Annotated in this window: 27 protein-coding genes; 10 read left to right on the top strand and 17 right to left on the bottom strand. The window is 66.5% G+C overall.

Annotated features, from left to right (window positions below; all coding sequences use genetic code 11):
* Positions 1-22 precede the first annotated feature (22 nt).
* The 5 genes from ACFEMD_RS04995 to ACFEMD_RS04975 all read right to left on the bottom strand — a co-directional run bounded on the left by ACFEMD_RS04995 (position 23) and on the right by ACFEMD_RS04975 (position 4163).
* Positions 23-268, bottom strand: coding sequence for an AbrB/MazE/SpoVT family DNA-binding domain-containing protein (locus ACFEMD_RS04995; RefSeq protein WP_049896611.1), 246 nt, complete (start codon positions 266-268; stop codon positions 23-25).
* A gap of 261 nt (positions 269-529) precedes the next feature.
* Positions 530-883 carry a type II toxin-antitoxin system PemK/MazF family toxin gene (locus ACFEMD_RS04990; protein WP_394739844.1) on the bottom strand — a complete coding sequence of 118 codons (354 nt, stop codon included), beginning with the start codon at positions 881-883 and terminating at the stop codon, positions 530-532.
* Positions 880-1116, bottom strand: coding sequence for a hypothetical protein (locus ACFEMD_RS04985; protein ID WP_394740495.1), 237 nt, complete (start codon positions 1114-1116; stop codon positions 880-882). The genes ACFEMD_RS04990 and ACFEMD_RS04985 overlap by 4 nt, the downstream gene beginning before the upstream one ends.
* 296 nt (positions 1117-1412) lie before the next feature.
* Entirely contained in the window at positions 1413-2840 is a 1428-nt protein-coding gene (locus tag ACFEMD_RS04980) for an NAD-dependent epimerase/dehydratase family protein (RefSeq protein WP_394739843.1), read from the bottom strand.
* Positions 2841-2966: 126 nt separating this feature from the next.
* The gene (locus tag ACFEMD_RS04975; RefSeq protein ID WP_394739842.1) at positions 2967-4163 is read right to left on the bottom strand and encodes a DegT/DnrJ/EryC1/StrS family aminotransferase; all 1197 of its coding nucleotides are present in this window, start codon (positions 4161-4163) and stop codon (positions 2967-2969) included.
* A 148-nt stretch (positions 4164-4311) separates the two neighbouring features.
* Here ACFEMD_RS04975 and ACFEMD_RS04970 point away from each other — a divergent pair, with 148 nt between their 5' ends.
* A complete protein-coding gene (locus ACFEMD_RS04970) occupies positions 4312-4713 on the top strand; it encodes a universal stress protein (RefSeq protein ID WP_394739841.1) in 402 nt (133 codons plus the stop codon).
* An 87-nt stretch (positions 4714-4800) separates the two neighbouring features.
* Positions 4801-6309 (top strand): MATE family efflux transporter, encoded by a 1509-nt coding sequence (locus ACFEMD_RS04965; RefSeq protein ID WP_394739840.1) that lies wholly within the window; start codon positions 4801-4803, stop codon positions 6307-6309.
* An 84-nt stretch (positions 6310-6393) separates the two neighbouring features.
* On the opposite strand, the gene ACFEMD_RS04960 is transcribed toward ACFEMD_RS04965, so the two are convergent.
* Positions 6394-6774: a universal stress protein gene (locus ACFEMD_RS04960; RefSeq protein ID WP_394739838.1), complete on the bottom strand. Its 381-nt coding sequence runs from the start codon at positions 6772-6774 to the stop codon at positions 6394-6396.
* A gap of 64 nt (positions 6775-6838) precedes the next feature.
* On the opposite strand from ACFEMD_RS04960, the gene ACFEMD_RS04955 reads away from it, so the two are divergent.
* Positions 6839-8140 (top strand): hypothetical protein, encoded by a 1302-nt coding sequence (locus ACFEMD_RS04955; RefSeq protein ID WP_394739837.1) that lies wholly within the window; start codon positions 6839-6841, stop codon positions 8138-8140.
* Positions 8141-8363: 223 nt separating this feature from the next.
* On the opposite strand, the gene ACFEMD_RS04950 is transcribed toward ACFEMD_RS04955, so the two are convergent.
* Positions 8364-8744 (bottom strand): CopG family ribbon-helix-helix protein, encoded by a 381-nt coding sequence (locus ACFEMD_RS04950; protein WP_394739836.1) that lies wholly within the window; start codon positions 8742-8744, stop codon positions 8364-8366.
* A 126-nt stretch (positions 8745-8870) separates the two neighbouring features.
* Between ACFEMD_RS04950 and ACFEMD_RS04945 the strand changes: the two genes are divergently transcribed.
* A complete protein-coding gene (locus ACFEMD_RS04945; protein ID WP_394739834.1) occupies positions 8871-9236 on the top strand; it encodes an SHOCT domain-containing protein in 366 nt (121 codons plus the stop codon).
* Between the two features lie 144 nt (positions 9237-9380).
* Positions 9381-10571, top strand: a complete 1191-nt coding sequence (locus tag ACFEMD_RS04940; protein ID WP_394739833.1) for a tyrosine-type recombinase/integrase — start codon at positions 9381-9383, stop codon at positions 10569-10571.
* 221 nt (positions 10572-10792) lie between these two features.
* Here ACFEMD_RS04940 and ACFEMD_RS04935 read toward each other — a convergent pair whose 3' ends face one another.
* The 9 genes from ACFEMD_RS04935 to ACFEMD_RS04895 all read right to left on the bottom strand — a co-directional run bounded on the left by ACFEMD_RS04935 (position 10793) and on the right by ACFEMD_RS04895 (position 19288).
* A complete protein-coding gene (locus ACFEMD_RS04935) occupies positions 10793-12268 on the bottom strand; it encodes a monovalent cation/H+ antiporter subunit D family protein (protein ID WP_394739831.1) in 1476 nt (491 codons plus the stop codon).
* 102 nt (positions 12269-12370) lie between these two features.
* Positions 12371-14200, bottom strand: coding sequence for a Na(+)/H(+) antiporter subunit D (locus tag ACFEMD_RS04930; protein ID WP_394739830.1), 1830 nt, complete (start codon positions 14198-14200; stop codon positions 12371-12373).
* On the bottom strand, positions 14200-15888 hold the full coding sequence (locus ACFEMD_RS04925; protein ID WP_394739829.1) for a proton-conducting transporter transmembrane domain-containing protein: 1689 nt from the start codon (positions 15886-15888) through the stop codon (positions 14200-14202). Before ACFEMD_RS04925 ends, ACFEMD_RS04930 begins: the two co-directional genes overlap by 1 nt.
* Entirely contained in the window at positions 15881-16270 is a 390-nt protein-coding gene (locus ACFEMD_RS04920) for a sodium:proton antiporter (RefSeq protein WP_394739828.1), read from the bottom strand. The genes ACFEMD_RS04925 and ACFEMD_RS04920 overlap by 8 nt, the downstream gene beginning before the upstream one ends.
* Positions 16267-16989, bottom strand: a complete 723-nt coding sequence (locus ACFEMD_RS04915) for an MnhB domain-containing protein (RefSeq protein WP_394739827.1) — start codon at positions 16987-16989, stop codon at positions 16267-16269. The genes ACFEMD_RS04920 and ACFEMD_RS04915 overlap by 4 nt, the downstream gene beginning before the upstream one ends.
* The gene (locus ACFEMD_RS04910; RefSeq protein ID WP_394739826.1) at positions 16986-17600 is read right to left on the bottom strand and encodes a DUF4040 domain-containing protein; all 615 of its coding nucleotides are present in this window, start codon (positions 17598-17600) and stop codon (positions 16986-16988) included. The genes ACFEMD_RS04915 and ACFEMD_RS04910 overlap by 4 nt, the downstream gene beginning before the upstream one ends.
* Entirely contained in the window at positions 17597-17938 is a 342-nt protein-coding gene (mnhG, locus tag ACFEMD_RS04905; RefSeq protein ID WP_394739825.1) for a monovalent cation/H(+) antiporter subunit G, read from the bottom strand. Before mnhG ends, ACFEMD_RS04910 begins: the two co-directional genes overlap by 4 nt.
* Positions 17935-18219: a cation:proton antiporter gene (locus ACFEMD_RS04900; RefSeq protein ID WP_394739824.1), complete on the bottom strand. Its 285-nt coding sequence runs from the start codon at positions 18217-18219 to the stop codon at positions 17935-17937. The genes mnhG and ACFEMD_RS04900 overlap by 4 nt, the downstream gene beginning before the upstream one ends.
* Entirely contained in the window at positions 18212-19288 is a 1077-nt protein-coding gene (locus ACFEMD_RS04895; protein ID WP_394739823.1) for a monovalent cation/H+ antiporter subunit E, read from the bottom strand. The genes ACFEMD_RS04900 and ACFEMD_RS04895 overlap by 8 nt, the downstream gene beginning before the upstream one ends.
* A gap of 572 nt (positions 19289-19860) precedes the next feature.
* On the opposite strand from ACFEMD_RS04895, the gene ACFEMD_RS04890 reads away from it, so the two are divergent.
* The 5 genes from ACFEMD_RS04890 to ACFEMD_RS04870 all read left to right on the top strand — a co-directional run bounded on the left by ACFEMD_RS04890 (position 19861) and on the right by ACFEMD_RS04870 (position 23504).
* Positions 19861-20043, top strand: coding sequence for a CbtB domain-containing protein (locus ACFEMD_RS04890; protein ID WP_394739822.1), 183 nt, complete (start codon positions 19861-19863; stop codon positions 20041-20043).
* A 4-nt stretch (positions 20044-20047) separates the two neighbouring features.
* On the top strand, positions 20048-20791 hold the full coding sequence (locus ACFEMD_RS04885) for a CbtA family protein (protein WP_394739820.1): 744 nt from the start codon (positions 20048-20050) through the stop codon (positions 20789-20791).
* A 2-nt stretch (positions 20792-20793) separates the two neighbouring features.
* Complete coding sequence (locus tag ACFEMD_RS04880) at positions 20794-21174, top strand: (2Fe-2S) ferredoxin domain-containing protein (protein ID WP_394739819.1); 381 nt, start codon at positions 20794-20796, stop codon at positions 21172-21174.
* A 26-nt stretch (positions 21175-21200) separates the two neighbouring features.
* A complete protein-coding gene (locus ACFEMD_RS04875; RefSeq protein ID WP_394739818.1) occupies positions 21201-22370 on the top strand; it encodes a thiolase family protein in 1170 nt (389 codons plus the stop codon).
* A 63-nt stretch (positions 22371-22433) separates the two neighbouring features.
* Complete coding sequence (locus ACFEMD_RS04870) at positions 22434-23504, top strand: quinone-dependent dihydroorotate dehydrogenase (RefSeq protein ID WP_394739817.1); 1071 nt, start codon at positions 22434-22436, stop codon at positions 23502-23504.
* A gap of 91 nt (positions 23505-23595) precedes the next feature.
* Here the strand turns inward: ACFEMD_RS04870 and allB are convergent, their stop codons facing one another.
* Positions 23596-24963 carry an allantoinase AllB gene (allB, locus tag ACFEMD_RS04865; protein WP_394739816.1) on the bottom strand — a complete coding sequence of 456 codons (1368 nt, stop codon included), beginning with the start codon at positions 24961-24963 and terminating at the stop codon, positions 23596-23598.
* Positions 24964-25253 lie beyond the last annotated feature (290 nt).

Below are 25253 nucleotides of genomic sequence, written 5' to 3'. Positions count from 1 at the left end.
AAGTCGGTTTAGACGTAGACCGTCATCTATCGTCCCCTTTCTCGCGGGCTTCCGCTTTCGCTTCCGCTTCGATGTCTGCTCGAATATCTTCGGTGGACGCGTCACGCAATTCACCTGCCGCCTCGCGGACTGCAGCGAGCGGGTCGTCCGCGACCGGAACGAGTTCGATTCTATCCTCGTATGTGACGATGTGATACTTCTCGCCGTATTTTTCTCGTACGTCTTTGGGGATGTACAGCCTCCCCTGTCCGTCCGTTTCTGCTGACATAGATATGACTATGGTGCATAGACAAAGAATCTCACCACCAATAGGAAATTGATGGTAAGTCACCAGTGTTTCATCTGTTCGCACATTGGATATTGTCTATCTGAACAAAGTAGAGCAGCGGGAAAATCGCTAGTCGAAGTTGGCGTTCTCACCCCTCGTATCGAGTGATCGGGAGTGGGGATCTTCCGACCGCTATCTTCTTGCAGCGAGAGAATCCCGTCGTGAACGACGGGATTTCTTCGGGAGAGTACACGATGTACGTTAGTCCAGTCCGAGACTCAGTTTCAACGCTTCGTCTACTGCTTCCATCGTCTCTGTGTCGAGACTCCCGATCACCGAGTGAATCCGTTTCTCGATAGAGACGACCCGAATTTGGTCGAGGCGGACCGAAGAATCCTTCTCGAACGGCGATTCTGCTGCTTCAACCAGTATCTCGAAGGGGTACCCTCTGTACGTTCCTGTCGCGGGTGCGACGATAGTCGTGCTGGAATTTTCGTTCCCGATATCGTTCTGTACAACCACCGCAGGACGAGTTTTCTTCATTTCGTGTCCTTCAGCGGGGTCGAATCGGACGATTACGACATCACCGCGCCGAACCTCCGTATCCTCGCTCATCCATCCAGTCCGTTCCACGCCTCGTCTGACGCTTCATCCCACTCCTCCGCCAGCGCTTCCGCACTCTCGGAAGCCTCACGGTACGCGGCAGCCAGTTCGTCCTCGTCGGGGCGGTCGGGTTCTATCTCGACAATGGCGACGGTCACGCGCTTGTTCGCATACTCCGTTCCGAGATAGATTCGACCCCGGTCGTCGGTCTCGTTCGTTCGCAGGTCGTTGGCGTCAACTTTCATGATAGCAGTTACTACGGCCCACTCTGGAATAAGTTTGCCCACTATTACCCACAGTAGCTGTTTTCTGCGAGTTGCACCATGGATTTCATCTACCTGAACCAGGTCGAACATCATACGAATCGGTAGCACGCGGCGGAAATACTGCTACGTCATTCAGCAGCCGATTCTAGCGGGACTCGTTCCACCTCGAGGTCCTGTCGTCTCGCTCCGGTGCGAGCGCGCCCATACCACGTGGTTCCGCAATCGCTGCGTGGACCGCATCGATAGTCGATCCCGTCGCGTCTTCCTCGGCGGACTCAGCGAGTTCCGCCGGACCGCCGTTCCCCGATCTCCGCCTCGAGCGGGACCGACTCGTCTCGCTCCTCAAGGACGGGCGGTTCGACGCCCTCGATCACCGCGTCGGTCTCCTCGTACGACGGCGCGCTCTCGAGGGTCGCACAGTTGCTGTATCTCGTCGCCGTCGGCGTTCCGAACGCGTCGGCCTCGAAGGCGGCCCTGAGCTCGAGGCAGTGATCGCGGATCGTTCGCGTGGGCTCGAAGTCGAGCCTCGAGCGGAGCTTCTCGAACTCGACCCGGTAGCTGCGCTCGTCGGCTCGATCGTCGTGGTACTCGATGCTGGCGTCGGGGAAGGCGTCGGCGACGACGGTCGCGAGTTCGTCGATTCGGTAGTTCTGCTCGTTCGAGCCGACGTTGAACGTCTCCCCGGCGACGTCCTCGAAGGGGGCGGTCAGACACGCCCGGTAGGCCCGCGCGACGTCCTCAACGTGGACGTTCGGGCGGTACTGGTCGCCGCCGAAGACGGGAACGACGCCCTCCTCGTGGGCCTTCGCGGGCAACACGTTCCCGACGAGGTCGAAGCGCATCCGCGGCGAGTAGCCGTACACCGTCGCCATCCGGAGGATCGTCGGGGCGAACCGCTCGTCGGCGAGCTCCCGGAGGACCCGCTCGGACTGGATCTTCGCCCGCGCGTACAGCGAAACCGGGTTGAGGGCGTCGTCCTCGGTACACCGCCCGGTCCCGTCGGTCCGTCCGTAGACGCTACAGGTCGAGGCGAACAGGAACCGGTTAAGCCCGTGGTACTTGCAGATCGACGCCAGCAGCTGCGTCGAGTGGAGGTTGTACTCGAGGGTCTTTCGGGGCTCGAGCGCGGTGGCGGGATCGCCGACGATCCCACCGAGGTGGACGACGGCGTCGACCCCCTCGATCGCCTCGAGGACGTCGCCGACCGAGCGGGCGTCGCCGCGGTACAGCGCGAACCGGTCGCGATCCTCGAGCGCGGCGATACCAACGTTCCCGTACATGAGCGGGTCGAGGACGCGGACGGCGAAGCCGTCCTCGAGCAGCCGTCGGCACAACACCGAGCCGACGTAGCCGGCGCCGCCGACCACGAGCACGGTTTCGACAGCCTCTGCGTTCGATCCGATAGTTGGTTCGTTTCCGTTCGTAACCTCTTTCAGTACTCCGTCGATGCTCCGACCGTCCTCGAGTGCGGGAGCCGACGCCGCTTCGGCGGTCGATCCTGTCGGCTCGTCAAGAACCGACGAAACCGGTGCGTTCGGCGTCGTCCCGTCGAACAGCGCCGCCCTGAGTCGTTCGTGCGTCGCGGAGCCGACGAGTCGATCCCGGTCGTCGAGGACGACGACGCCGCGTCCGTCGATGCGATCGATGCGGGCGATCGCCTCCCGGATCGACGTCCCGTCGCTCGTGATTGGTACCCATCTCATAGTTGCGAGTTCGGTGCGCCCCCGTCACGATCGGTCCTCGTCCGAGAGACGGGTCGGCGCCTACTATCGTCAAATCGGAATAACGGCCTTTGTTATGCGTCGGCTGGAACGACAGTCGGCACTCCGTTACCGTCCGGATTCGAGACCGTCGTCGGTGGTTCGGGACCCGCGTCGATCGGCGACGCCCGCGACTCGTGGCGACTCGAGAGCCGACTTGAGGCCGTCGACGACCCGGCCGACGGCGTCGTTGTCGAGAACGGGAGACATCGGTAGGGAGAGAACGCACCCGCTAACGGCCTCGGTTACGGGCAACGAACCGGGCTCGTGTCGGTCCCGGTACGCGTCGGTCAGGTGAACCGGCGGGTCCCAGTAGATCTTCGAGGCGATCCCGCGTTCGGCCAGTGTCTCGATAACGGCCTCGCGGTCGACGCCCGGAGCCAGCGTCACGGTGTAGAGCTGGCGGACGTGGCGCCCCTCGGCCGGCTCAGGGTGGGGTTCGACGCCGTCGATTCCGGACAGACCAGCGGCGTACCGCTCGGCGACGCGTCGGCGCTCGGCGATCAGTTCGTCGACCTTCTCGAGCTGTGCACAGCCGACCGCGGCGACGAGATCCGACATTCGGATGTTCGTGCCGAGCCCGACGTAGTCGCCGCTCGCGGCCGAGTCGAAGTACTCCGCCGAGGCTCGCCCGTGGGAGCGAAACCGCTCGAGGCGGCGGGCGAGGTCGTCGTCGCCGGTGACGACGGCGCCGCCCTCGCCGGTTGGCAGGATCTTGTTCTGACAGAAACTCAGCGCCGCGGTCTCGCCGATCGTCCCGACCGCCTTCCCCCGGTAGGCGCTCCCGAACGCCTCGGCGGCGTCCTCGATCACCGGAACGTCCGCCTCGGCCGCGACCGCGGCGATCTCGGCGATCCGACAGGGCGCGCCGTAGGGGTGGACGGGAACGATCGCGGCCGTCCGCTCGGTGATCGCGTCGGCGACCGCCCCCGGATCGAGCCCGTAGGTGTCGGGTTCGATGTCGGCGAACGTCGGTTCGGCGCCGACGAGACGAACGGCGTTGGCCGTCGCGATGAAGGTAAACGCCGGGACGACGACCTCGTCGCCCTCGCCGACCCCGTGGGCCTCAAGGGCCGCGACCAGCGCTGTCGTCCCCGAGTTGACCGTCACGACGTGCTCGACGCCGAGGTAGCGCTCGAGGCCGTCCTCGAACGCCTCGACGTAGGGGCCGTTGGCCCAGTATGAGCCCCGCGTAATGGAGTCGACGGCGTTCTGCACGTCGTGTTCGTCCCAGGCGATCTCGAACAGCGGGATGTCGTCGCTCATCGCGAACCGGTTCGGGAACCCGAAAGGTAAGTAGCCGTTCACTACCCGATCGAACGGGGTCGTTTCGGTCGACGACCGTCGGCTCCCGCTCGGGCTCGACGCCCGAGCCGACCGACCGTTTTTGGTCGTCCTGACCGAACCGTCGCCCATGTACGATTCGATACTGGTTCCGACGGACGGCCGGGAGAACACCGATCGGGCGATCGACGAGGCGATCGAGCTCGCCCGGGTCCACGGCTCGACCGTTCACGCGCTGTACGTCGTCAACTCGACCGCGATCGCGCCGGGAATGAACTTCGAGGATCTGGAGGTCGCCGGCGAGGAGGCCGTCGACTACGTCGCCGAGCGGGCCGCCGACGCGGGTCTCGAGGACGTCCGAACGACGGTGACACACGGCCTTCGACACAGGGCGATCCTCCAGTACGCCGACGACCACGACGTCGATCTCATCGTCATGGGTCGCAACCGCGGACTGGATCGCTTCCTCCGAAAGAGCGTCTCCGATCGGGTCGCGACCGATTCGACGAGACCGGTGCTCGTCGTCGAGTGAGCGTTAGTCCCTCGCATTCGAAAGCGGTTCCCCCTGCCGCGTCGAGAAAGCACTTTTACCGCAGTCGGCTACGGATAATAGATTCTCGTGGTCCGGTCTCCGAATCCGATCCGACTGGTAATCCTCTGGATCGGGCTGGCGCTCGCCCGGTTCGGGCTCATCAGCTCCGAGCGAGCGCGCCGAACGACGAACCTCGCCTGGCCCCGCGTCCTCACCGGGCTGGCGCGGATGTCGAAAAACGCCGTCGACGTCGCGATGGTCGGCGTCGCCGTCGGCTCGACGGCGATCGCCGGCGTCGGCTTCGCCGCTCCGTTCTGGGGGCTGGCCTTCGCCATCGGTGGCGGGATCGCCGGCGGGACGATCGCGCTCGTTTCTCAGCGCTACGGCGCCGAGGCCTTCGACTCGCTCGGACAGGCCGTTCGCTCGAGCGCCGTGCTGGTCGTGTTGCTGACGCTCCCGGTGACGGCGCTGTTCTGGACGTACCCGACCGAGCTGATCTCGATCATCGGCAACGATCCCGAGACGATCTCCAAGGGCGCGACCTACCTCCAGATCGTCGGCCTCGGCGTGCCCTTCGCGGGGCTGAACCTCATCGGGAGTCGAACGTTCGTCGGAATGGACGACGCCTGGACGCCGATGGTCGTGCGGGCCGGCGGCGCCGCCGCGAACATCGTGCTCAACGCCGTCCTCATCTTCGGACTCGGACTCGGCGTCGCGGGCGCCGCCCTCGGGACCGTCTTGGCGAACGTCGTCGTCACCGCGACGTTCGCGGTCGGGCTCACTACAGGGTGGCTCCCCGGAATCGGGACCTTCCCGTTCAGCGTCGATCCGTTCGGCGGCTACTTCGACGGCGAGACCATCCGAGATCTGACCTCGATCGGCCTCCCCGTCATGGGAACCAAATCCGTCTGGACGGTCGCCGAGTTCCCCATGCTCGCGATCGTCGCGCTGTTCGGCCCGCAGGTCGTCGCCGCCTACGTCATCGCCCGGCGAATCTGGGGACTGATGAACACGCCCGGCTGGGGCTTCGGCCTCGCCGCCTCGAGTCTCGTCGGCCAGGAGCTTGGCAACGGCCGCGAGGGGACCGCCGAGCGCTACGGCCGTGAGATCGTCCTCTTCGCCGTCGCCGTCTACGTCGTCGCGGCGGCGATCGTCTTCGCGTTCGCCGAACCGATCGTCCTCCTGTTCACCGACGATCCGGCCGAGCTCTCGGTCCCGACCGCCGTCGCGCTGATCTACGCGGCCTGCCTGGCGATCGTCCTCAAGGGGATCTCGACGGGCGCCGAGGGCGCGCTCAAGGCCAGCGGCGACACCAGGTGGCCGTTCTACAGCCAGCTCGTCGGGATGTTCGGGCTCGCGATTCCGCTTGCGTATCTGGGCGCCGCAGGGCTGACGATCCCCGCCGTGACGATCCCGGTCCTGGGTGTAGCGACGCCCGGAATCTCGATCCCCGCGCTCGGGCTGACGGGACTGTACCTCGCGTTCATCGCCGAAACCGCCGCGCCCGCCGCGATCAACTACTACCGGTTCTCGACCGGGCGCTGGAAGGCGATCAGTCGGGGGTATCGTCCGGGCGCGGCGCCCAGCGACGACTGATACGGATTGCTGTAACGATGTACCGGCGCAACCGCGACCCGTGCGGCGGTTGCGCCGGTACTGACGTACAGTAAACCGTATGAGTTACTCGAGGGAGGCCACCGGAACGACGACGACCGGACGGGAGGTTCGCTCGAGCAGCGTTCGCGTCGTCGATCCGACGGCCGCCTCCGAATCGGCGCTGCTTGCGCCGATCACGATCTCGTCCGCCTCGACGGCCGCGGCGGCCTCGAGCAGCTCCTGGACGGTCCCCCCATCCCGGAACTCGGTCTCGACGCTTCCGGCCGCGGCCAGTCGAACGGGAGCAACGTTCAGCGCTTCCCTCCCGTCACGTTCGGCCGTCCCGTCGCCTGGTTCGGCCGTCGCGACGACTCGAACCTCGTCGGTCTCCGCTAGTCTGGGCTCGAGGTAGTCACAGATCGCTGCGGTCGTGTGCACGGAGTCGGTACCGACGAGCAGTCGCATACCGGTTCTGGGCGATGCCGAGTAAAGAAGTTACGCGCGGCGGCCGTAGCGTCCTCGTCTCCACATGGAAGCGAACCACACGCGCCGTCGAGTGCTCCGGGTCGCTGGGCTCGGTGTCGTCAGCGCCGCCGGCTGTGCGAGCTTCGAGTTCGGCGACGACGAGACGCCGACGAGCGACCTGTCGACGCTGATCGCAACGTGGCGCGGACGCGATCCGACAAGCGCGATCACGCTGCAGTGGCTCGAGGACGCGGACAACCCCGACGGCGTCTCCGTCGAGCTGGCAGCCGACGACGGTCCCCAATCGAGTGCCCGAAGCGACGTCGACCCGTTCGGCGACTCCGAACTGCTCCGCCACCGGGCGGCGGTGACCGATCTCGAGCCCGACATGTCCTACCGGATCGCGGTCGACGGCGACGAAACCGACCTTTCAGTCCACACTGCCCCCACCGGGATCGACGGCTCGCTCTCGTTTTCGGAGGGCGGAGACGTCGGAACCGCCGACGTCGTCCCCCGACTCCACGAACGGGCGGCCTCGCGGGATCCGCTGTTCGGCCTCGTCGGGGGTGACCTCGCGTACGCCGACGGCTACGACGTCGAGAAGTGGGTCACCTTCCTCGAGCACTGGCACGAGTACATGCGATCGGGCGACCGTCTCGTCCCGCTGGTCGCCGCCATCGGCGACCACGAACTTCGCAACCGGGAGTACTACGGGACGCCCGAGGACGCGCCGTACTTCTACTCGCTGTTCGACAACGTCCAGGAGGACCGGGCGTACTGGGCGCTCGATATCGGCGACGAACTGTCGATCCTGATTCTCGATTCGAACCACACCGCCGAGGTCGAGGGAACCCAGACGGAGTGGTTCGAGAGCGCCCTGGCCGAGCGAAGCGATCGCGAGCACCTCCTGGCGGCCTACCACGTCCCCGCCTTCCCGTCGGCCAAAGACCTCGACGACGAGGAGCGCGGCAGCATCCGCGACCACTGGGTACCGCTGCTCGAGGCGTACGACGTCGACGTCGCCTTCGAACACGACGACCACACCTACAAGCGTACCCACCGCCTGCTTGACGGTGAGCCCGACGAGGACGGCGTGTTGTACCTCGGCGACGGCGCGTGGGGGCGGGAGGCTCGAGAGCCGTACTCCCCACAGGAGCGCCCGTACCTCGCGGTGAGCGAGGGCGCCCTGCACGTGATCGACGTCGAACTCTCCGCTGACGGCTCCCGACGGTTTCGGGCGGTCGGTCCCGACGGCGAGACGATCGATCGGTTCGACGAAAGCGAGGCGGAATCACGGCGCGGACTCGGCAACGAGGGCCCGCTCGAGCGACGCGACGTCGGCCTCGCACGGGAGACGGTCCGATAGCGCGTTTCTCGTGCCGAAGACGATCCAGTAGCGCGTTCCTTCGAGGCCCTCGTCGGTCCGGTTCGTCATTGAGCCGCTCCCTCTCGACCGGTGACAGATCGACTGACCGTCGTCGAACGTATACGATATACCGGTGTACGGAACGCGCTCGAGCCGGGCGACTACGGTCGTTCGACGACTCCACGACGAACTTCTCCTCGCTCCGTGCGATCGGGGCGAAGCGCTAGAGGAACATGAACCGCACCCGCCGCACGCCGTCGAAATCCTTCAGCCGGTAGATGAGCCCCCTGATCCGCTCGGCCTCGCCCTTGACGAACACCGTCTCGAGACACCAGTCGCCCTGGTGGGCGTGGCTGGTCGAGATGATCGCGTCCTGGTAGTCGTGCTGGGCGCTGTGAAGGCGTTCGATCACGCGCTCGTGCTCGTAGTCGAAGACGACGACGCCCGTGACGGTCCCGGTCGTCGTCTCGAGGGTTCGGTGGCGCTCGACGTACTCGGCCATCGCCTCGCGAACGGCCCGCGAGCGCGAGTCGAGCCCCTCGGCCTGCCAGGTCGCGTCGAACTCCTCGAGGATCTCGTCGGGAACGGCGAGACTGGTGCGCATGGTCGCTCCACGGTCGCCGGCTCCATTACCGCTTCTCTTCGAGGCGACCACCTCGACCGCCTCGTGCTCGGCCGATCCGCCGCCGTCTCCCCCTACAGTTATTTCCGTCACCGACCTAGTTCGGGTATGGGTAGCGACGGCGGCTACAGTCTCACCGAGATCTTCGCGATCAAGTTCGTGCTGGCCGATATCGTTATCATCGCCGCCCTGCTGTTCGCCGGACCGATCTACGCCGTCGCGATCACCGTTCTGCTGGTCATCAGCGTCTTTCTCGTCTGGTATCTCACCGAACGGGTCGGAAGCGACGATACCGAATCCGAACCCGTCCGCGAACCGGTCGATCCCGTCACCGAGCTGCAGAACCGCTACGCCGCCGGCGAGCTCTCGGAGGCGGAGTTCGAGGCGAAACTCGAGCATCTGCTCGACTCGAACGATCGGGCCGAGCGCGCGGGTGTCGAAACCAGGGAACTCTCCCTCGAGCGCGAGCGGTAGGGAGCCAGATTTAGGGTGGTCCGGCGGTACTGTTCCAGACGAGATGGATGCCGGCGAGGACACGAATCGAATCGAGCGACGGTGCCCTCGAATCCGACGGTCGCACCCTCGCTCACCGGAGCACACCGCGGAGGTGGGGATCGCGTGACCGACATCTCGATCGCCGACGCCGTCGACGTCTACCTCGAGCGGAAGGCGCTCGGGGATCCCGACGGCTCCGGGGCGGGAACCTACGCCGCGAACGCCGAGTCCGTCCTCCGGCGGTGGGTCGACTGGCTCGTCGCCGAACACGACCTCCGGTCGGTCTCGGCGCTCGGACCCGACCAGATGCGGGCCTACGCCGAGGCGCTCCGGGCCCGAACCGACGAGGGAACCTACGCGGCCTCGACGGCCCGAACCTACTACGCGGTCGTCCGGGCCTTCCTCTCGTGGTGCGTTCGGAGCGGGCTCCGCGACTCGAACCCCGCCGCGGCCGAGGACGTTACGGCCGCGCTGCCGCCGACCGTCGACGGCGACGCCGGCTCCAAACCGGGCTGGACCGCCGACCGACGCCACGTCCTCGAGCGCCACGTTCGCGAGCGCGCGATCGCCGCGACGAGCGAGGACCGCGACCGCGAAACTCGTCGCGACCGCCTGCGGGAGTACGCCCTGATCGCGCTCTTTCTCTACTCGGACGTACGGGGTAGCGAGCTGTTCCGGGTCCCCCGGGACGACCGACGAACGGGTGCGATCTGGGACGACGTCGACTTCTACACCGGGACGATTCGCGTCCTCGGTCGCTCCCAGCGCCTCGAGGAGGTGGTGCTGCCGGCCGCGGTTCGAACCCCGCTGCGGCGGTACCGGGTCGCACTCGATCCGCCGTCGAACGACTGGCCGCTGTTCCCGACCCGCCACGCCCCCTCGATCGCCCGTCGGGTCCGGGAGGTGCTCGGGGAACGGGGCCACGACGAGGAAGCGATCGACGCCCTGCTCGCGGGCTCGACGGCGACGGAACTGGCCCGCGAGCGGTCGATCGCTCCGCCGGCGATCACCACCGAGGGGGCCCGATCGGTGCTCAAACGACTGTGTCGGGAAGCGGGCCTCGAGGTCGACGGCGACTCCCTGACGCCGCGGGGTGCCAGGGACGACAGCCGAGGCGACGGCCGATACCGCCGCGAGGCGACATCCTCGAGTCCGGCCCTGCGGGCTTCGGTCATGGAGCGTTCGATCGTGGTGTCGACGTCCCGGGAGGGGCCCGGATCGATTATCGATCTCCCGGCTCGAGTCGTCCGCAGCGAGGAACGTAACGCGGACGGCGAACCCGGACCCGACTCCGAAACCGATCCGGAGCCCTAACGCGTCGCCGTTCTCGGGCCGCCGTCCGTCGCTGCCACACTCCTGTTACTCGAGCACCAGTTAGCGCCGCGGTCACCAGTCACGACCGAAGCCGCGGCTTCCACCTCGAATACGCATGAACATGATCGACACAGTGCCGAGAAGTCGCCGAAGACGACGGGGCAGACGGAGAGCTCACGGGATGAAAGCCGCTCGAGAACGAAATCGGCAGTCCGGCGTCGCTAGGCGACCAGTCGCTCGACGGACGTGCTGATCGCGTCCTGGATCTCCGCGGAGGCGAACCCGAGGGTCAGACCGAGCGTGGCTCCGATGATGATGGCGATCAGCATCCCCTTCGTGATCGCGGCCGGATCCACGTCCTTCCCGTCGAAGGGATGGAAGTAGATCCGGTTGATGAAGGGCAGGATGTACCCCGCCGAGAGCAGCGTGCTGCCGAGGACGAGCAGGGAGACGATCCACATCCCCTCCTCGAAGGCCCCCAGCGCGATGTACCACTTGCCGACGAACCCGACCGTCGGTGGCAGGCCGATCATCGCGACCCCGAGCACGGCGAAGGCACCGGCCATGACCGGCGCGCGCTTCGCGACGCCGGCGTACTCCTCGAGCGTGCGGATGCCGCCGAAGCGAAGTGCGAACATCCCGGCCAGTACGAACAGCGAGGCCTTGACGATGCCGTGGCCGAAGATCTGCAGGATGGAACCGAAGACCGCGGTCTCGTTTGCGACCGCGATGCCGACGAAGATGAGCCCGAACTGCGAGACCGTCGAGTAGGCCAGTACGAGCTTGATGTGGTCCTGCAGGAGCGCGAAGAAGCTCCCGGCGAAGAGGCTAAAGAGCGCGGCGACCAGCAGCATGTTGCCGATCGCCGGGTTGGCCGTCAGGAAGTCGAGCGTGTAGACGGTAAAGAGCACGCGGACGAAGGCGTACATCGCGACGGCGGGCACGAGCGCCGAGATGACGGCGCTGATCCCGTCCGGCGCGGAGGCGTGGGCGTCCGCCAGCCAGGTGTGGACCGGAAACAGCGCGATCTTGATCGCGAGTCCGACCGCGATCAGGATGAACGCGGCGGTCACCACGGGGTCGGTGTAGCCGACGTCGGCCAGCAGCTCCGGCAGCAGTCGCATCGTCAGCGTCCCGGTCGAGGCGAGTATCAGCGCGACGCCGAGCAGGTAGAAGCCGGCGCCGACGGTGCCGACCAGCAGGTACTTGAACGCCGCGTAGGTCGACCATCGGTACTTCGAGGACGAAACCAGGGCGTACGAGGAGATCGCCATGATCTCGAGGAAGACGTACATGTTGAACAGGTCGCCGGTGAGCAGGATACCGAGCATCCCGCCGACCAGCAGGAGGAAACCGGCGTAGAAGGCGTTCCCCCGCGGGCCGTCCACGCGCGTGTAGACCAACACGCCGAGACAGACCAGCAACACGAGCAGCATGACGATGACCGAGAACTCGTCGGCAAACAGCTCGATCCCGACCGGGACCTCGACGCCGCCGAGCTCGTGGCTCAGCTGTCGATCGTCGGTTTGCGTGATCATCCACGCGAGCGCGGCCGCCATCGCGAGCGTCGCGGTGACGATCGCGCTGGCGAACGCCCAGCCGACGTTCTTCCATCTGACGGTCGCGGCGATCGGTAATGAGGCCGTGATCAGCGGCAGGAGGACGATGATGGCCAGCAGCCAGCTGTACTCCTCCATACTAGCTCACCTCCATCGAGTCGCCGTCGTGTTCACAGCCGTGTTCGCGTCCGCTATCCGGTCCAGTCGTCTCCGTCGTCTTCGTTAGGTTCCCGGTCATTGTTAGATGAAGAGTGCGACAGCGAGTGCGAGTGTGAGCACGCCTGCGGCCACGTAAACCGTCAGGCCGACCCCGAGTTTGCCGCCGGTCTTCCCGGGCGTCTCCTCGTACCGGCGGTCGTAGGCGTCTCGCCAGCGGTCGGGAATCGTTCCTCGAATGGCCGTGTTCGGATCGTGGACGGCGCCGACGAGCCGCCAGCCGGTGCCGACGACCAGGTCGTTGACCCGGTTGTAGACCGCACCGATGCCGCCCGACAGCGCGCGCGTGCCGTAGAACGTCGCCGGATAGTAGAGCTGGTCGACGTCGAACCCTCCGTGAAGCCGGTCCATGATCGGCTTGCCGAGGACGAAGATCGCGATCCCCCCGGCGGCGAGATAGCTGGCCTTGAACAGATGGGCTGACGAGTAGGGGTGGAGATCGAGCTCGCCGGCCATCGGCAGGTACGGAACCAGCGCCTGGTAGTAGACGCCGAAGACGATACAGGCGGCGGCGACGGCGCCGGAGACGACCGCGTGCCCGAGGTTCGCGTCGGTCGTCTCGATCGGGTCGCCGTATAGGAAGGCGTAGTAGCCGAACTTGATGAACGACGCGAACGTCCCCATGCTCCCGATTACGATCATCCAGAACAGGACGTCGATCGAGAAGTCACCGAAGATGACGAGGTCGGACGCGAAGTCGTAGTCGGCGGCGTCCATCACCATTCCCTTGCTGATGAAGCCGTTGAAGCCGGGGACGCCGCTAATCGACATGGCGCCGATGAGGAAGACGATCAGCGCGATCGGGGCGGAGGTACCGACGGCCCCGAAGTTGTCGAGCCGGTTTTCCTTCAGCTGGAGGATCAGGATGCCGGCGGCCATGAACAGCAGCCCCTTGTAGAGGATGTGGTTGAACAGGTGGGCGAACGCGCCGGCGATCCCGAGCGCGGAGCCGACGCCGATGCCGGCGAGCATGATCCCGACCTGGGACTGGATGTGGTAGGACAGCAGCCGTCGCATGTCCTTCTGTGCCAGCGCGAAGCTCGCCCCGTAGATCGCCATCCCGGCGCCGACGAACGCGAGCACGACGCTCCCGTCGGGGAACGCACGGTAGGCGGCGTAAACGGCGGTCTTCGTGGTGTAGCAGGCGAGGAAGACCGACGTGGCGACGTGGGGCTGTGGGTAGGTGTCGGGCAGCCAGCTGTGGAGTCCGATCATCGCCGTGTTGACGCCGATGCCGACGCCGGCGAGGACGGCGGCCAGCGACACCGTGCTCCCGGCGACCTCGATCGGAACGCCGCCGATCCCCGTTCCGTCGAAGTGGAGGGCGGTCGGGCTCGGATCGACTGCGAACAGGTAGAGCACGACCCCGGCCAGCAGGAGGCTCCCGCCGATACCGTGTGCAAGCGCGTAGCGATAGCCCGCCCGCACCGCGGTCCCGCCGGAGAGCCAGACGAAGACGGTGCTCGTGATGGCCATCACTTCCCATCCGACGACCAGCCCGAGCCAGTCGCCGACCGTGACCGTCCAGATCGACGGTGCGACGTAGGCCAGCCCCCACAGGAGGTGGCGATTGTCGGTGCCGGCGAAGTACGCCCACGCGACCGCGGCAGCGCCGAACCCACCGAAGATGATCGCCATCAGCCTCGAGAAGTCGTCGACTGCGACGACGATGATCTCGAGACCCATGAAGGTGTACGTCGGACCCACGCCGTCGGGGACGAGCAGCGCCCAGGCGACGACGGCCAGCAGCGAGACGACGCTGACGCCGTGGGCGATTCGCCGAGAGGCGAACGGTACGATCAGGGCCGCAACGGCGACGATCAGCGCCGGCGGAATCGAGAGTAGTTCGTTCATTATTCAGACACCTCCATCGCTCCGTCGACGATTCCCTCGATGAGATCGAAGAAGACGACGTAGTCCGGAGCCACGCCGAACAGGAGCATCAGCGTCGCGGTAGTCATCAGCGGGACGAGCAACAACGGCGTCGTCTCCCCGCCGCGCCAGTCGGAGCGGTCCCATCCGTCCGCCGGAGGGAGCTCGGGACGACCGTGGTGGTCGTGGTCCTCGTGCTGGTCGTCGTCGTCCGGGGACGTGCCCCCGTCCGGACGGTACGCCCGCTCGCCGGGCGAGCCGCCGAAGGGGTTCTCGAGCACCGGCTTCTGGCCGGCGGCGTCTTCGGATTCGAAAAACGCCGTGTAGACGATCGGCCAGAAGTACCCGACGTTCAGCGCCCCCGAAATGACGAGCAGCGGGACGACCAGCAGGTAGCCCGCTTCGGCCCCGCCCCAGATGAGATGCCACTTGCTGACGAAGCCGGCCATCAGCGGGATGCCGGCCATACTGAAGCTGGCGAGCCCGAACGCGCTCATCGTGATCGGCATCCGCTTGCCGACCCCGGCCATCTCGCTGATGTACTTGACGTCGAGCTGGACGTACAGCGCCCCGGCACACAGGAACAGCGTCAGCTTCGAGAACGCGTGCGCCGGGATGTGGAGCAACCCGCCCATCAGCCCCATTTGAGATAGCAGGGAGAGCCCGAGCACGATGTACGACAGTTGCGCGATCGTCGAGTACGCCAGTCGTGCCTTGAGGTTGTCCTGCCGGAGCGCGAACAGGCTCGCGATGAGGATCGTCGCACCGGCGGCGATCGTCAGCGGCAACCCCATGCCGATGTCGGCGACCGCTCCGGGTCCGAAGACGTCGATTACGGTCCGGGCGACGCCGAACGCACCGGCCTTGACGACCGCGACCGCGTGTAGCAGACCCGAAACCGGCGTCGGCGCGACCATCGCGCTGGGCAGCCAGGAGTGAAACGGCATCACGCCGGCCTTCACCGCGAAACCACCGGCGAGCAGCGCGAAGGCCCCGCGTGCGGCCCACGGATCGGCTGCCGCGACGTCCGCGATTCCCTCGATACCGCCTCGAGTGAACGTGATGCTGCCGGTCAGCCAGTAGATCGCGAGCATCCCGCCGAAGATCGCCAGTCCGCCCGAGAGCGCGTACGCGAGGTACTTGTACCCCGAAACCCGGGCCTCCTCGGATTCGTCGTGGGCGACCAGCGGGTAGGTTGCGAGCGTCAGCACCTCGTAGAAGACCAGCAGCATGAACAGGTTCGACGCGAACGCGACGCCCAGCGCCGCGCCGACGCTGGCACACAGCATCGCGAAGAAGCGCGTCTGGAACGGCTCGTGGTGGCCGCGCATGTAGCCGATGCTGTAGATTGCGGTCACCACGTAGAGGCCGCTGGCGACGAGGGCAAAGAGCATGCCGAGCTCGTCGGCCCGGAGCATGAGCTCGATACCCTCGACGAAGAATCCGAGATCGGTTTCGTGGACCCGCCCCTCGAGGACGTCCGGGACCATGCTGGCCACGATCCCGAACATCGCCACGGCGGCGAGGATCGACCACGCCTCGCGAACGTTGGGTCGGTTCTTCGAGAGGAAGATCAGCCCGATGGTGAGCAACGGGACGAGCAGTACGGCGAGCGGTCGCAGCGAGTCGACGGTTTCGGTCCCGGCGCTCGCGACGATCGCCTCAGTCATCGCCTTCACCTCCCGTCTCTGTGTCGCTGCCCTCGCTGGCGGCGATCATCGCTTCGATCTCGCGAGTGTCTAAGGTTCCGAACTCCGAGTAGAGCCGGATCACGAGCGCGAGCGCGAGCGCCGTCAGCGAAACGCCGACGACAATCGCCGTCAGGACGAGCACGTGAACCATCGGGTTGGAGTACGGCTCGCCGAGTCCGATGATCGGCGGGTTCGCGTCCTCGACGTAACCGATCGTCACGAGCATCAGATAGACCGAAATCTGGGCGAAGTTGAGCCCGATTACCTTCTTGATGAGGTTCGGGTTGTCGATCATCATGTACGTCCCGATCAGAAACAGCGTGAACGCCGCCAGATAGTAGTGATAGGTTCCCTCGATCATGCGTTGTCTCCTCCGTTTCCGTTGTCGCTCTCGCCCGCGGCGTCCCCGCCTTTCTCGGCCTTCTCGTAGCCGGCCGCGAGCCAGATCACGAGTCCGGTGATCACGCCACTGACGAGGGCGGCGATCGCGACCTCGGCGAGCTTGACCATGTCTTCGACCGACAGCGGGAAGACGAACAGCTCGAGGATTGCACCCCCGAGCGGGACCGCGGCGACGGCGATCCCGCCGAACAGGAACGCGCCGAGCACGAACAGTCCGGCCAGCCCCCGCGGATCGATCCACTGGCGGGTCGGGTCGAAGCCGAACGCCAGCCCGATCAGAACGATCGCCGACGCCATCACGACGCCGCCCTGGAACGCGCCGCCCGGGAGACTGGTTCCGAACAGGGTCAGGTAGACACCGAACGCCACGACGAACGGCGTCAGGATCCGCGCTACCGTCTTGACGACGGGAGTCTGGATGACCGGCGACGTGGTCTCTTCGACGCGCTCGTCGACGACCCCTCCGGAGCGGGCGTCTTCGGCGGTATCCTGCGTATCCGTCCGCGGCTGCTCTTCGGTAACCGCTTCTTTCGGATCGGGGTCGTCCTCTGGAACGTAGCCGTGGACGTCCTCGTCGGTGGCGTCGGTATCGGTGCCGCTGTCGGGGCGCGACTCCGAGGTGGAGCCCATCCCGTCGTCGCTCTCGTCGACATCGCGAGGTGCGTCGTCACCGGTCATAGGATGTCCTCCCGTTCGAGTACGACGAGAATGCTCACTGCTGCGGCGAACGCGACGATGAGTTCGCCGAGCGTGTCCAGTCCGCGGTAGACGACGAGCACCGAGACGACCGCGTTGGGGAATCCGGCCTCCTCGAGCGTGTTCTCGATGTAGTGGCCGTACGGCGTGAGTTCGCCGTCGGCGTAGGTCTCGGCGACCGCGGGCGCGTTCTCGGCGCCGACGGGGTCAAGCGAGAGGATGACGTAGCCCATCGGGACCGCGAGGGCGCCGACCATCATCAGCGCCGGCACGTTGATCGGCCGGAACGCTCCGTCGGCGGCGCTCCCGCCGTCGGTTTCGGCGGTTCGAGCGGCGGTCTCTTCGCTCTCGCCGGACATGCCCGTCGTTTTCATCACGGTGATCAGGAACAGCACCGACGTGACGCCGGCGCCGACCGCCGCTTCGATCAGCGCGACGTCCGGCGCGGCCAGTAGGACCCAGATCACCGCGATTCCGAGGGTGAACGCGGCGAACGTAACGATCGCGCCGACGATGTCGCGCGCGAACGCGACCAGCACTGCGGCCGCGACGACGAACAGGATGAGTGCGAGCTCGAGTCCGAGCCACATCATGGCGAGTCACCTCCGCGTTCCGCGGTAGTGTCGTTCTCGTCGGTCGTCCAGACCTCGATGTCTTGACTGTACGCGGCGCGGGTGATCGAGTGGGCTGCCGTCGGATTCGTGATGTAGATGAACACGAGCAGCAGGATCGTTCGGAGAATCTCGCCCGTGGTACCGAAGTAGATCCCGACGGCAACGATCGTGAACCCGGCACCGAGCGTGTCGGCCTTGGTCGCTGCGTGCGAGCGCGTGTAGACGTCCGGAAGTCGGAGCACGCCGATGGCGGCGACCAGCGTGAAGAACACGCCAAGCGCCACGAAGAGGACGATTACAGCCGTTAGCAGCGTCATCGCCACTTCACCTCCTCGGCCCGGTAGGAGAACCGACCGACCGCCAGACTCAGGACGAAGTTGAGGATGGCGTAGACGATGGCGATGTCCAGATACTCCGGCCGATCGAGTCCGGCCGCGATCAGCGCCAGGATGATGACGGTGCTGGTTCCGATCACGTTGATCGCAACCACCCGGTCGTGCGTCGTCGGGCCGGCTACGACACGGTACAACACCGCGATCGCAAGGACCACGACGATCGCCGCGCCGAGTATCATGGCCGTGTTGGCGATCTCAGTCATCGGTCTCACCACCGGACTCCGCTTCCGCGTCCCTTCCGGCTCCGGCGACGGCGTCGGCCGACTGCACGACCGGTTCCATGTCGCCTCGAGCGAGCGGTCCGGGAAGATCGCCCCCCTCGCGGCCGTAAAAGAGGATCCGGACTGCCCGCTCGTGAAGCCCCTCGGCGAGGTCTTTGCGGGCCGAGGGGGCCAGGGAGTGGACGAGCAGTTCGCTCCCGACGGTGTCGACCGTCAGCGTCCCCGGCGTCAGCGTGATGCTGTTGGCGAAGGCGGTTACGGAGAGACCGTCGCCGACCGCGGCGTCGACCCGGTCGAGACAGGGGTCGATCGGCAGCGACGGGTGCAAAACGACGTAGGCGAACTGGACGTTCGCCTTGACGATCTCCCACAGCAGGTAGGGGACGAACACCACGCCGCGACCGAGCGTCGCCAGCGCGGAGCCGACGTGGGGAGTCCGCTCGAACGCGACGTTCCGCAGGAGCACGGCGGTTATCAGTGCGGTCACGGCTCCGGTCCAGAGCGCAAACGGATAGGTCGGCCCACCCAGGGCGACGTAGAATCCGAACGCCATGGCCGCGATGACGCCGCCGCGAATCAGCTCCGGACCGGTCGGTCGCCAGCTTCTCGAGACCGGCGCGACCTCGTACCGAATGTTCGACTCGGCCAGCACCGTTTCCATGCTCTGCAGCACGTGTGCGGTTGCGTCGACGGAGTAGTCGGGATCGATAATCACCCGGTCGAGATCGTGTTCTGCGACGTAGTCGACCAGCAGCTCGAAGTGGTTCACCGGGTCGGCGAAGTACTCGTCGGTGCCGAGCAGGCTCGTCCGGATCGAGACGCCGTTCCCGGCTGCCTCGGTCGCGTACTTCTCGGCCGTCGAAAGAAGCGTCTCGTCGCGGTCGAGACCCTCATTGCCGACGTGGTGGCCCGGGGCCGTGAGGACGAGGTGGACGGCGCCACTTCCGTCCCCGTTCTCGACCGTGTCGACGGCGTACTCGACCGTCTCCTCGAGCGTCGGCGATGGGCTCACCGGAACGAGCACGCCGTTCGTGTCGCTCACGTCGCCCACCTCCCTCGGTACTTCCGACCCGCATCGACCGGGCGACACGGGGAGACGATCGACGCGGGCGTTCGGCCGTTGGTCCCACGGGAGACCGCCTGTCGAACGGCCACCGTGTCCGACAGCGGTACGTGCAGTCGCTCAGCTGCCACCGCAGATTCCTCCTGGTGACCGTCGTTTGCTACTCATAGCTCTCTTCTCGTTAGTCGGACCAAGCGCCAGACGTAGGAAAACTATTTCGTTATCCGCCGACGCGAGGGGAATCGATAAATAGTCGGAAGCTGCGCTTCGTTGTTCTTGCCCGATGTCTAATATTGGAAATCGCCCTCCATATGTTAGATTCTTCGCGATCAGGTCGCGTGGACCGGACGCACACCCCCGATTCGGGTGCGGACGCCGCGACGTCCTCACTGCGTGCCCGCCAACTCGAGTAGAGCAGGGAGCAAGCATCCACGACGAATCGACCGATCGTCCGGTACGGTCGTATAGACGCGATAACCGCGGAGGTCGGCGTCGTCGACCGGTTCAGTATCGAACCACAACCTTTACAATCATACTTTCAGTAGATAAAGTTGATTTGCATGGCCGAAGAAACCGTTGCTGACCGAATCGACGCCGCACGGGCGGTGCTAACGCCGATCCAGGCCGCAACCGGCCTGACGTTCGCCGCGGGGATCGCGTTCGTGCTCGTGTTCCTGCAGGACCCGCTCGCACACGACGCGATGCACAACTTCCGGCACGCAGCGGGGATCACCTGCCACTAAACCGATGCTCTACGACTACCTCCGCCGGGGCGTGCAGGCGGGCGTGATCGCCGGCCTCGCGTACGGGCTGTTCATGGCGTTCGTCGCGAATCCGCTCAGCGAGTACCTTCACCACGCACAACACGACCACGGCCACGATCACGGCCACGGTCACGACCACGCCCACGCCGTCGCCGAGACGACGACGGCGATCGTCAGTGTCGGGAGCGGCGTCCTCTGGGCGATCTTCCTCGGCGGCGTCTTCGCGATCGCGCTGTACTTCCTCGAGCCGGCGCTTCCCGGCCGCGGTGCGGGCAGCGCGTTCGTCCTCGCCGGCGCCGGATTCCTGACGGTGTCGGCGACGCCGTGGCTCGTCCTCCCGCCCGCGGCCCCCGGCGCGGAGCAGCTGTACACCGTCGAGTTGCGACTGGCGATCTACGTCGGGCTCGTCGTGCTCGGCGCGCTCGTCTCGATCGCCGCGATCGGGTCGTACGGGCGACTCGCCTCCCGACACCGTGCGCTCGGAATCGTCGCCGCTACGGTGCCGATCGTCGCGACCGCGGTCGTCCTCTCGACGGTCGCACCGACGATCGTAACCCACCCCGAGCTGGCCGGCGAACTCGTCTCAGCGTACCAGGCGATGGCCGCGCTGAGCCAGGCCGCGATCTGGGCGATCCTCGCCGCGTCGGTGAACTGGCTCGAGCGCCGTGAGACGCCCTCGAGAGCTGGTATCGTCGGCCCGAACGATCGTCGCTCGACGAGTCCCTGACTATGCGACGACAAACGACCCGACAGCGGGAGCGTCTCGGCGCGTGCGTGCTGGTCTGTACGAACGACCGCGACTCCGACTACGCCTGCTGTGGCGACGTCGGTGCCGAGGAGACTCTCGCGGCGGTCACATCCTGGCTCCGCGAGCGTGGCGCGTTCTGGTCGCCGATCGGCGTCACGACGACCGGCTGTCTCGGCCTCTGTAGCGAGGACGGGGCGGCGATCGCGATCCAGCCCCGCGACGAGTGGTACGCCGACGTCACTCCCGAGGACGTGCCCGAACTGCTCGAGCGCGAGTTCGGCCCGAACGCCGACTCGATCGACGAGCGGGCGGTCGACGCGGGCGGGAGCGATTCGCTCGATGCGACTCACCCCGACGATTGATCCTGCTGGGCGTCGTTACCGCTCGTATGACGGGTGAGATCGTCGTCGTCGACGGCGCACGGACACCACACGGAACGCTGCTCGGATCGCTCGCCGACGTCGAAGCCGTCGAGCTGGGACGGACGGCACTGGACGGTTTGCTCGAGCGAACCGCCGTTTCCGGCGCGGAGATCGACTGGGTAGCCCTGGGGAACGCGATCCAGGCTGGGATCGGACAGGTGCCGGGTCGCCAGGCCGTCGTCGAGTCCGTTCTGCCCAACGAGACGGCGACGACGACGGTCAACGAGGCCTCAGGCTCGGGGCTGCGAGCGATCGCGCTGGCGGCCGATCGGATCGCGGCCGGCCGGGCCGAGTTCGCCGTCGCCGGCGGGTTCGAGTCGATGACGAACGCGCCGTGGATCCTACCGGACTACCGCACGGGACGACGCCACGGCGACGCGACGCTGAAGGACTCGATGATCATGGACTCGCTGTGGGACGTCAACCTCGACGTCCACATGGGCGAGATCACCGAACGGCTCGTCGACCGCGAGGGCGTTCCCCGCGAGGCACAGGACGAGTACGCCCTCGAGAGCCATCGCCTGGCCGCGGAGGCGATCGAGTCGGGCGCGTTCGACGACGAGATCGTTCCCGTGGAAACGGAAGGCGGGACCGTCGAGACCGACGAGGGACCCCGGCCCGACTCGACGCTGGCCGATCTCGCCGAGCTTCCGACTTCCTTTCGCGAGGACGGAACGATCACGCCGGGTAACGCCTCGAAGCTCAGCGACGGTGCGGGCGCGGTGCTGCTGGCTGACGCGGACGTCGCGGCGGACCGCGGGCTCGAGCCGATGGCGACCGTCGCCGACTACGAACTGGTCTACCGGGACCCCGACGAGTTCAACGAGGCCGTCGGCGACGTCGTCGCGAGCCTGCTCGAGCGAAACGGCCTCGAGGCGGACGACGTCGACGCGTTCTGGATCAACGAGGCGTTCGCGGCCCAGTCGGTGTACGTCATGGACCGAATCGGCGTTCCACGCGAACGGATGAACCCCCGCGGCGGCGCGGTCGCGTTCGGCCACCCGATCGGCGCCTCCGGCGGGATGCTGGCGACCGGGCTGGCGTACCAGCTCCGGGACGAGGACGTAGAGCGCGGGCTCGTCGGGATGAGCGTCGGCGGCGGCGGGGCGATCATGGCCCTGCTCGAGAGTCCCTGAGACTCCGACCGCCGAACACGGGTTTCGAGGGGTTTACCTTCCCGCTGTTCCCAGTAGTAACCAATGACGCTGTACTCGCGAGTCCGTCCACTCGCGTTCAAACTCCCCGCCGAGACGGCTCACGTCCTCGGCAAACGGGCACTGCAAGCAGTGCAGTCGACGTGGCCGACGCGAGCGGCGCTCGCCTCGAACTACCGGTACGCCCACCCGGCGCTCGAGACGGAGCTGTTCGGCTGTCGGTTCTCCAACCCGGTCGGTGTGGCGGCCGGATTCGACAAGAACGCCGAGGTGACCCACGCACTCGAGGCGCTGGGGTTCGGGTTCGTCGAGATCGGAACCGTCACACCCTACCCTCAGTCCGGGAACGACCGGCCGCGGCTGTTCCGACTGCAGGAGGACGAGGCGATGATCAACCGGATGGGGTTCAACGGCGACGGGATGGAGCAGGTCCGGGATCGCCTCGAGCGCGACGGCCCGCCCCAGATCCCGCTCGGAGTCAACGTCGGCAAGATGAACTCCTCGAGCGAACGGGAGGCGGTCGAGGACTACCGGCGGGTGTTTGTCCGGCTCTCGCCGTTTGCCGACTACGTCGTTGTCAACGTCTCCTGTCCGAACACGCCCGACGAGTTCGACGAGGCCTCGCCGGACCACCTGCGGACCGTCTTCGAGACCCTCGAGGCCGAGAACGACGACGACGTCCCGATCCTGGTCAAGATCGGCCCCGACTCGCCCGAGGAGTCGATGCTCGACCTCGTCGACATCGTCGAAGAGTGTGACCTCGACGGGATCGTCGCGACGAACACGACCACCAGCCGGGAGGGCCTCGACTCGCCGCGAGGGGAGGAGTGGGGCGGTCTCAGCGGCGACCCCCTTCGGGAACGCTCGACTGCGGTGATCCGAATGCTGGCGAGACACGCCGACGACGACTTGCCGATCGTCGGCGTCGGCGGCGTCGACTCGGCGAGAAGCGCCTACGAGAAGATCCGCGCGGGCGCCTCGCTCGTCCAGCTCTACACCGGGTTCGTTTACGGCGGCCCCAGGACGGCAAAACGGATCAACCGCGGACTGGTCGAACTGCTCGAGCGCGACGGCTTTTCGTCGGTCGAGGACGCGGTCGGCGCGGATCTCGAGTAGGACAGCCGCATGCGGACTGCTGTAAGTCGTTTCCGGCGCGACTGCGACCCGTTTCTGCGGTCGCACCGGCAAATCGTTACAGCAGTTCGTCTCAGTCGACGTCGACTCTCGTTCCGTACCCCGACTCGCCCACCACGTCGCCGTCCTCGTAGACGACCTCGCCGCGGACGACCGTCGCAGTCGGTTTGCCGATGAACGACTCCCCGATAAAGGGCGTCACGCAGTTCTTCGAGTGTAGCTCGTCGGCGCTCTCGAGGGTCCACTCCGTCTCGGGATCGACGATCGTGAAATCGGCGTCGGTGCCGACCTGCAGCGAGCCCTTCTGGGGATACATGCCCCACACCTGGGCGGGCCGGGTCGAGTGGCGACGCACCCACTCCTCGAGGGTGAGCCGACCCTGCTCGACGAAGCTGAGCGCGACGGGCACCTCGGTCTCGAGGCCGACGAACCCCGAGCTCGCATCCCAGGTGTTCCCGAACGGGTCGTCGACCTTCTTCTCCTCGGGGGTGTGGGGCGCGTGGTCGGTCGCGATGCAGTCGATCGCGCCGCCGTCGATCCCGACCTCCCAGAGGCGTTCTCGCTCGTCGGCGTCGCGGATCGGGGGCTGGATCCGGGCGACGTTTCCCTTCTCGCGCATGACGTCCTCGGTGAACCAGAGGTAGTGCGGCGTCGTCTCCGCGGTGACGTCGACGCCTCGGTCCTTCCCGCGGGCGACGGCGTCCGCCGCGGAGCCCGAGGAGACGTGGAACATGTGAATCGACGCGTCGGTCTCCTCGGCGAAGGTGATCATCCGCTCGACGGCCTCCCGTTCGGCGATCACGGGCCTCGAGTGGGAGTGGTCGATCGGCTCGTTTCGCCCCTCGCGTTTGAACCGCGCCGTGTAGTGGTCGATGATCTCGCCGTTCTCCTCGTGAAAACCCAGGCGCTTGCCCGTCTCGCCGATCCGCTCCATCGCCTCGAGGATCTCGCCGTCGGTCGGCGGGGGAACGTCCCCGACGGTCGAACCGAGGAAGATTTTGTACCCCAATACGCCGGTATCGTCGAGGTCGGGGATCAACTCGAGGTTCTCGCTCGTGACGACGGCGTAGCTCTGGAAGTCGACGTGGGCGCCGGCCTCGCCGCGCTCGTACTTCAACTGGAGGTGCTCGGGACTGTCGATGACGGGATCGGTGTTCGGCATCCCGACGACGGTCGTCACGCCGCCCGCCGCGGCCGCCCGCGTTGCGGACTCCCAGTCCTCCTTGTACTCGAGGCCGGGCTCGCGGTTGTGGATGTGACAGTCGACGACGCCGGGGGCGAGGACGTTTCCGTCGGCATCGAGGATCCGCTCGGCCTCGGGGAGGCGATCGGCGCGTCCGACGGCGACGATCGTCCCGTCCTCGACCGCGACGCCGGCGTCGGGGGTCCGTCCGGACGGTGTGACGACGGTGCAGTTTCGCACGACGAGATCCACGGTCATTGGCCTCACCTATCCGCGAGATCCGGATATAGCTTCTGTTGCCCGGGCGCGATCGGCGACAGGCCGGCCGAATCACGCTCGAGGAACCGGTAGCGAACCGACCGCCCGTGACGCCGTCGACATACGGCGATCCGGAACGGCACTCGAGAGCGCTCGGGACGGTAGCCGAGAGCGTTCGTGTCGATAATCGTGGGTTTGCCCCCGGTATCAACGGATTGGTCCGCCTGCGCGCCGAACGGTCCGAAACCGGGCGAGGAGATCGGTTCAACGTCGGATCAGGTTCGCGTAGG

Origin of the sequence: Natronococcus roseus, from assembly GCF_043677095.1 — an archaeon.
Classification (GTDB): domain Archaea; phylum Halobacteriota; class Halobacteria; order Halobacteriales; family Natrialbaceae; genus Natronococcus; species Natronococcus roseus.
The sequence above is the reverse complement of the archived record's forward strand: the minus strand, read 5'-3'. Positions and strand labels throughout refer to the sequence as shown.

What these genes read in the sequence shown, in the direction of transcription:
- mnhG (WP_394739825.1), bottom strand. Translation starts at nt 17,938, where the DNA reads ATGACGCTGCTAACGGCTGTAATCGTCCTCTTCGTGGCGCTTGGCGTG.
- ACFEMD_RS04935 (WP_394739831.1), bottom strand. Translation starts at nt 12,268, where the DNA reads ATGGAGGAGTACAGCTGGCTGCTGGCCATCATCGTCCTCCTGCCGCTG.
- ACFEMD_RS04970 (WP_394739841.1), top strand. Translation starts at nt 4,312, where the DNA reads ATGTACGATTCGATACTGGTTCCGACGGACGGCCGGGAGAACACCGAT.
- ACFEMD_RS04945 (WP_394739834.1), top strand. Translation starts at nt 8,871, where the DNA reads ATGGGTAGCGACGGCGGCTACAGTCTCACCGAGATCTTCGCGATCAAG.
- ACFEMD_RS04890 (WP_394739822.1), top strand. Translation starts at nt 19,861, where the DNA reads ATGGCCGAAGAAACCGTTGCTGACCGAATCGACGCCGCACGGGCGGTG.
- ACFEMD_RS04995 (WP_049896611.1), bottom strand. Translation starts at nt 268, where the DNA reads ATGTCAGCAGAAACGGACGGACAGGGGAGGCTGTACATCCCCAAAGAC.
- ACFEMD_RS04915 (WP_394739827.1), bottom strand. Translation starts at nt 16,989, where the DNA reads ATGACCGGTGACGACGCACCTCGCGATGTCGACGAGAGCGACGACGGG.
- ACFEMD_RS04910 (WP_394739826.1), bottom strand. Translation starts at nt 17,600, where the DNA reads ATGATGTGGCTCGGACTCGAGCTCGCACTCATCCTGTTCGTCGTCGCG.
- ACFEMD_RS04950 (WP_394739836.1), bottom strand. Translation starts at nt 8,744, where the DNA reads ATGCGCACCAGTCTCGCCGTTCCCGACGAGATCCTCGAGGAGTTCGAC.
- ACFEMD_RS04870 (WP_394739817.1), top strand. Translation starts at nt 22,434, where the DNA reads ATGACGCTGTACTCGCGAGTCCGTCCACTCGCGTTCAAACTCCCCGCC.
- ACFEMD_RS04925 (WP_394739829.1), bottom strand. Translation starts at nt 15,888, where the DNA reads ATGACTGAGGCGATCGTCGCGAGCGCCGGGACCGAAACCGTCGACTCG.
- ACFEMD_RS04975 (WP_394739842.1), bottom strand. Translation starts at nt 4,163, where the DNA reads ATGAGCGACGACATCCCGCTGTTCGAGATCGCCTGGGACGAACACGAC.
- allB (WP_394739816.1), bottom strand. Translation starts at nt 24,963, where the DNA reads ATGACCGTGGATCTCGTCGTGCGAAACTGCACCGTCGTCACACCGTCC.
- ACFEMD_RS04955 (WP_394739837.1), top strand. Translation starts at nt 6,839, where the DNA reads ATGGAAGCGAACCACACGCGCCGTCGAGTGCTCCGGGTCGCTGGGCTC.
- ACFEMD_RS04885 (WP_394739820.1), top strand. Translation starts at nt 20,048, where the DNA reads ATGCTCTACGACTACCTCCGCCGGGGCGTGCAGGCGGGCGTGATCGCC.
- ACFEMD_RS04900 (WP_394739824.1), bottom strand. Translation starts at nt 18,219, where the DNA reads ATGACTGAGATCGCCAACACGGCCATGATACTCGGCGCGGCGATCGTC.
- ACFEMD_RS04930 (WP_394739830.1), bottom strand. Translation starts at nt 14,200, where the DNA reads ATGAACGAACTACTCTCGATTCCGCCGGCGCTGATCGTCGCCGTTGCG.
- ACFEMD_RS04920 (WP_394739828.1), bottom strand. Translation starts at nt 16,270, where the DNA reads ATGATCGAGGGAACCTATCACTACTATCTGGCGGCGTTCACGCTGTTT.
- ACFEMD_RS04880 (WP_394739819.1), top strand. Translation starts at nt 20,794, where the DNA reads ATGCGACGACAAACGACCCGACAGCGGGAGCGTCTCGGCGCGTGCGTG.
- ACFEMD_RS04960 (WP_394739838.1), bottom strand. Translation starts at nt 6,774, where the DNA reads ATGCGACTGCTCGTCGGTACCGACTCCGTGCACACGACCGCAGCGATC.
- ACFEMD_RS04980 (WP_394739843.1), bottom strand. Translation starts at nt 2,840, where the DNA reads ATGAGATGGGTACCAATCACGAGCGACGGGACGTCGATCCGGGAGGCG.
- ACFEMD_RS04990 (WP_394739844.1), bottom strand. Translation starts at nt 883, where the DNA reads ATGAGCGAGGATACGGAGGTTCGGCGCGGTGATGTCGTAATCGTCCGA.
- ACFEMD_RS04985 (WP_394740495.1), bottom strand. Translation starts at nt 1,116, where the DNA reads ATGAAAGTTGACGCCAACGACCTGCGAACGAACGAGACCGACGACCGG.
- ACFEMD_RS04875 (WP_394739818.1), top strand. Translation starts at nt 21,201, where the DNA reads ATGACGGGTGAGATCGTCGTCGTCGACGGCGCACGGACACCACACGGA.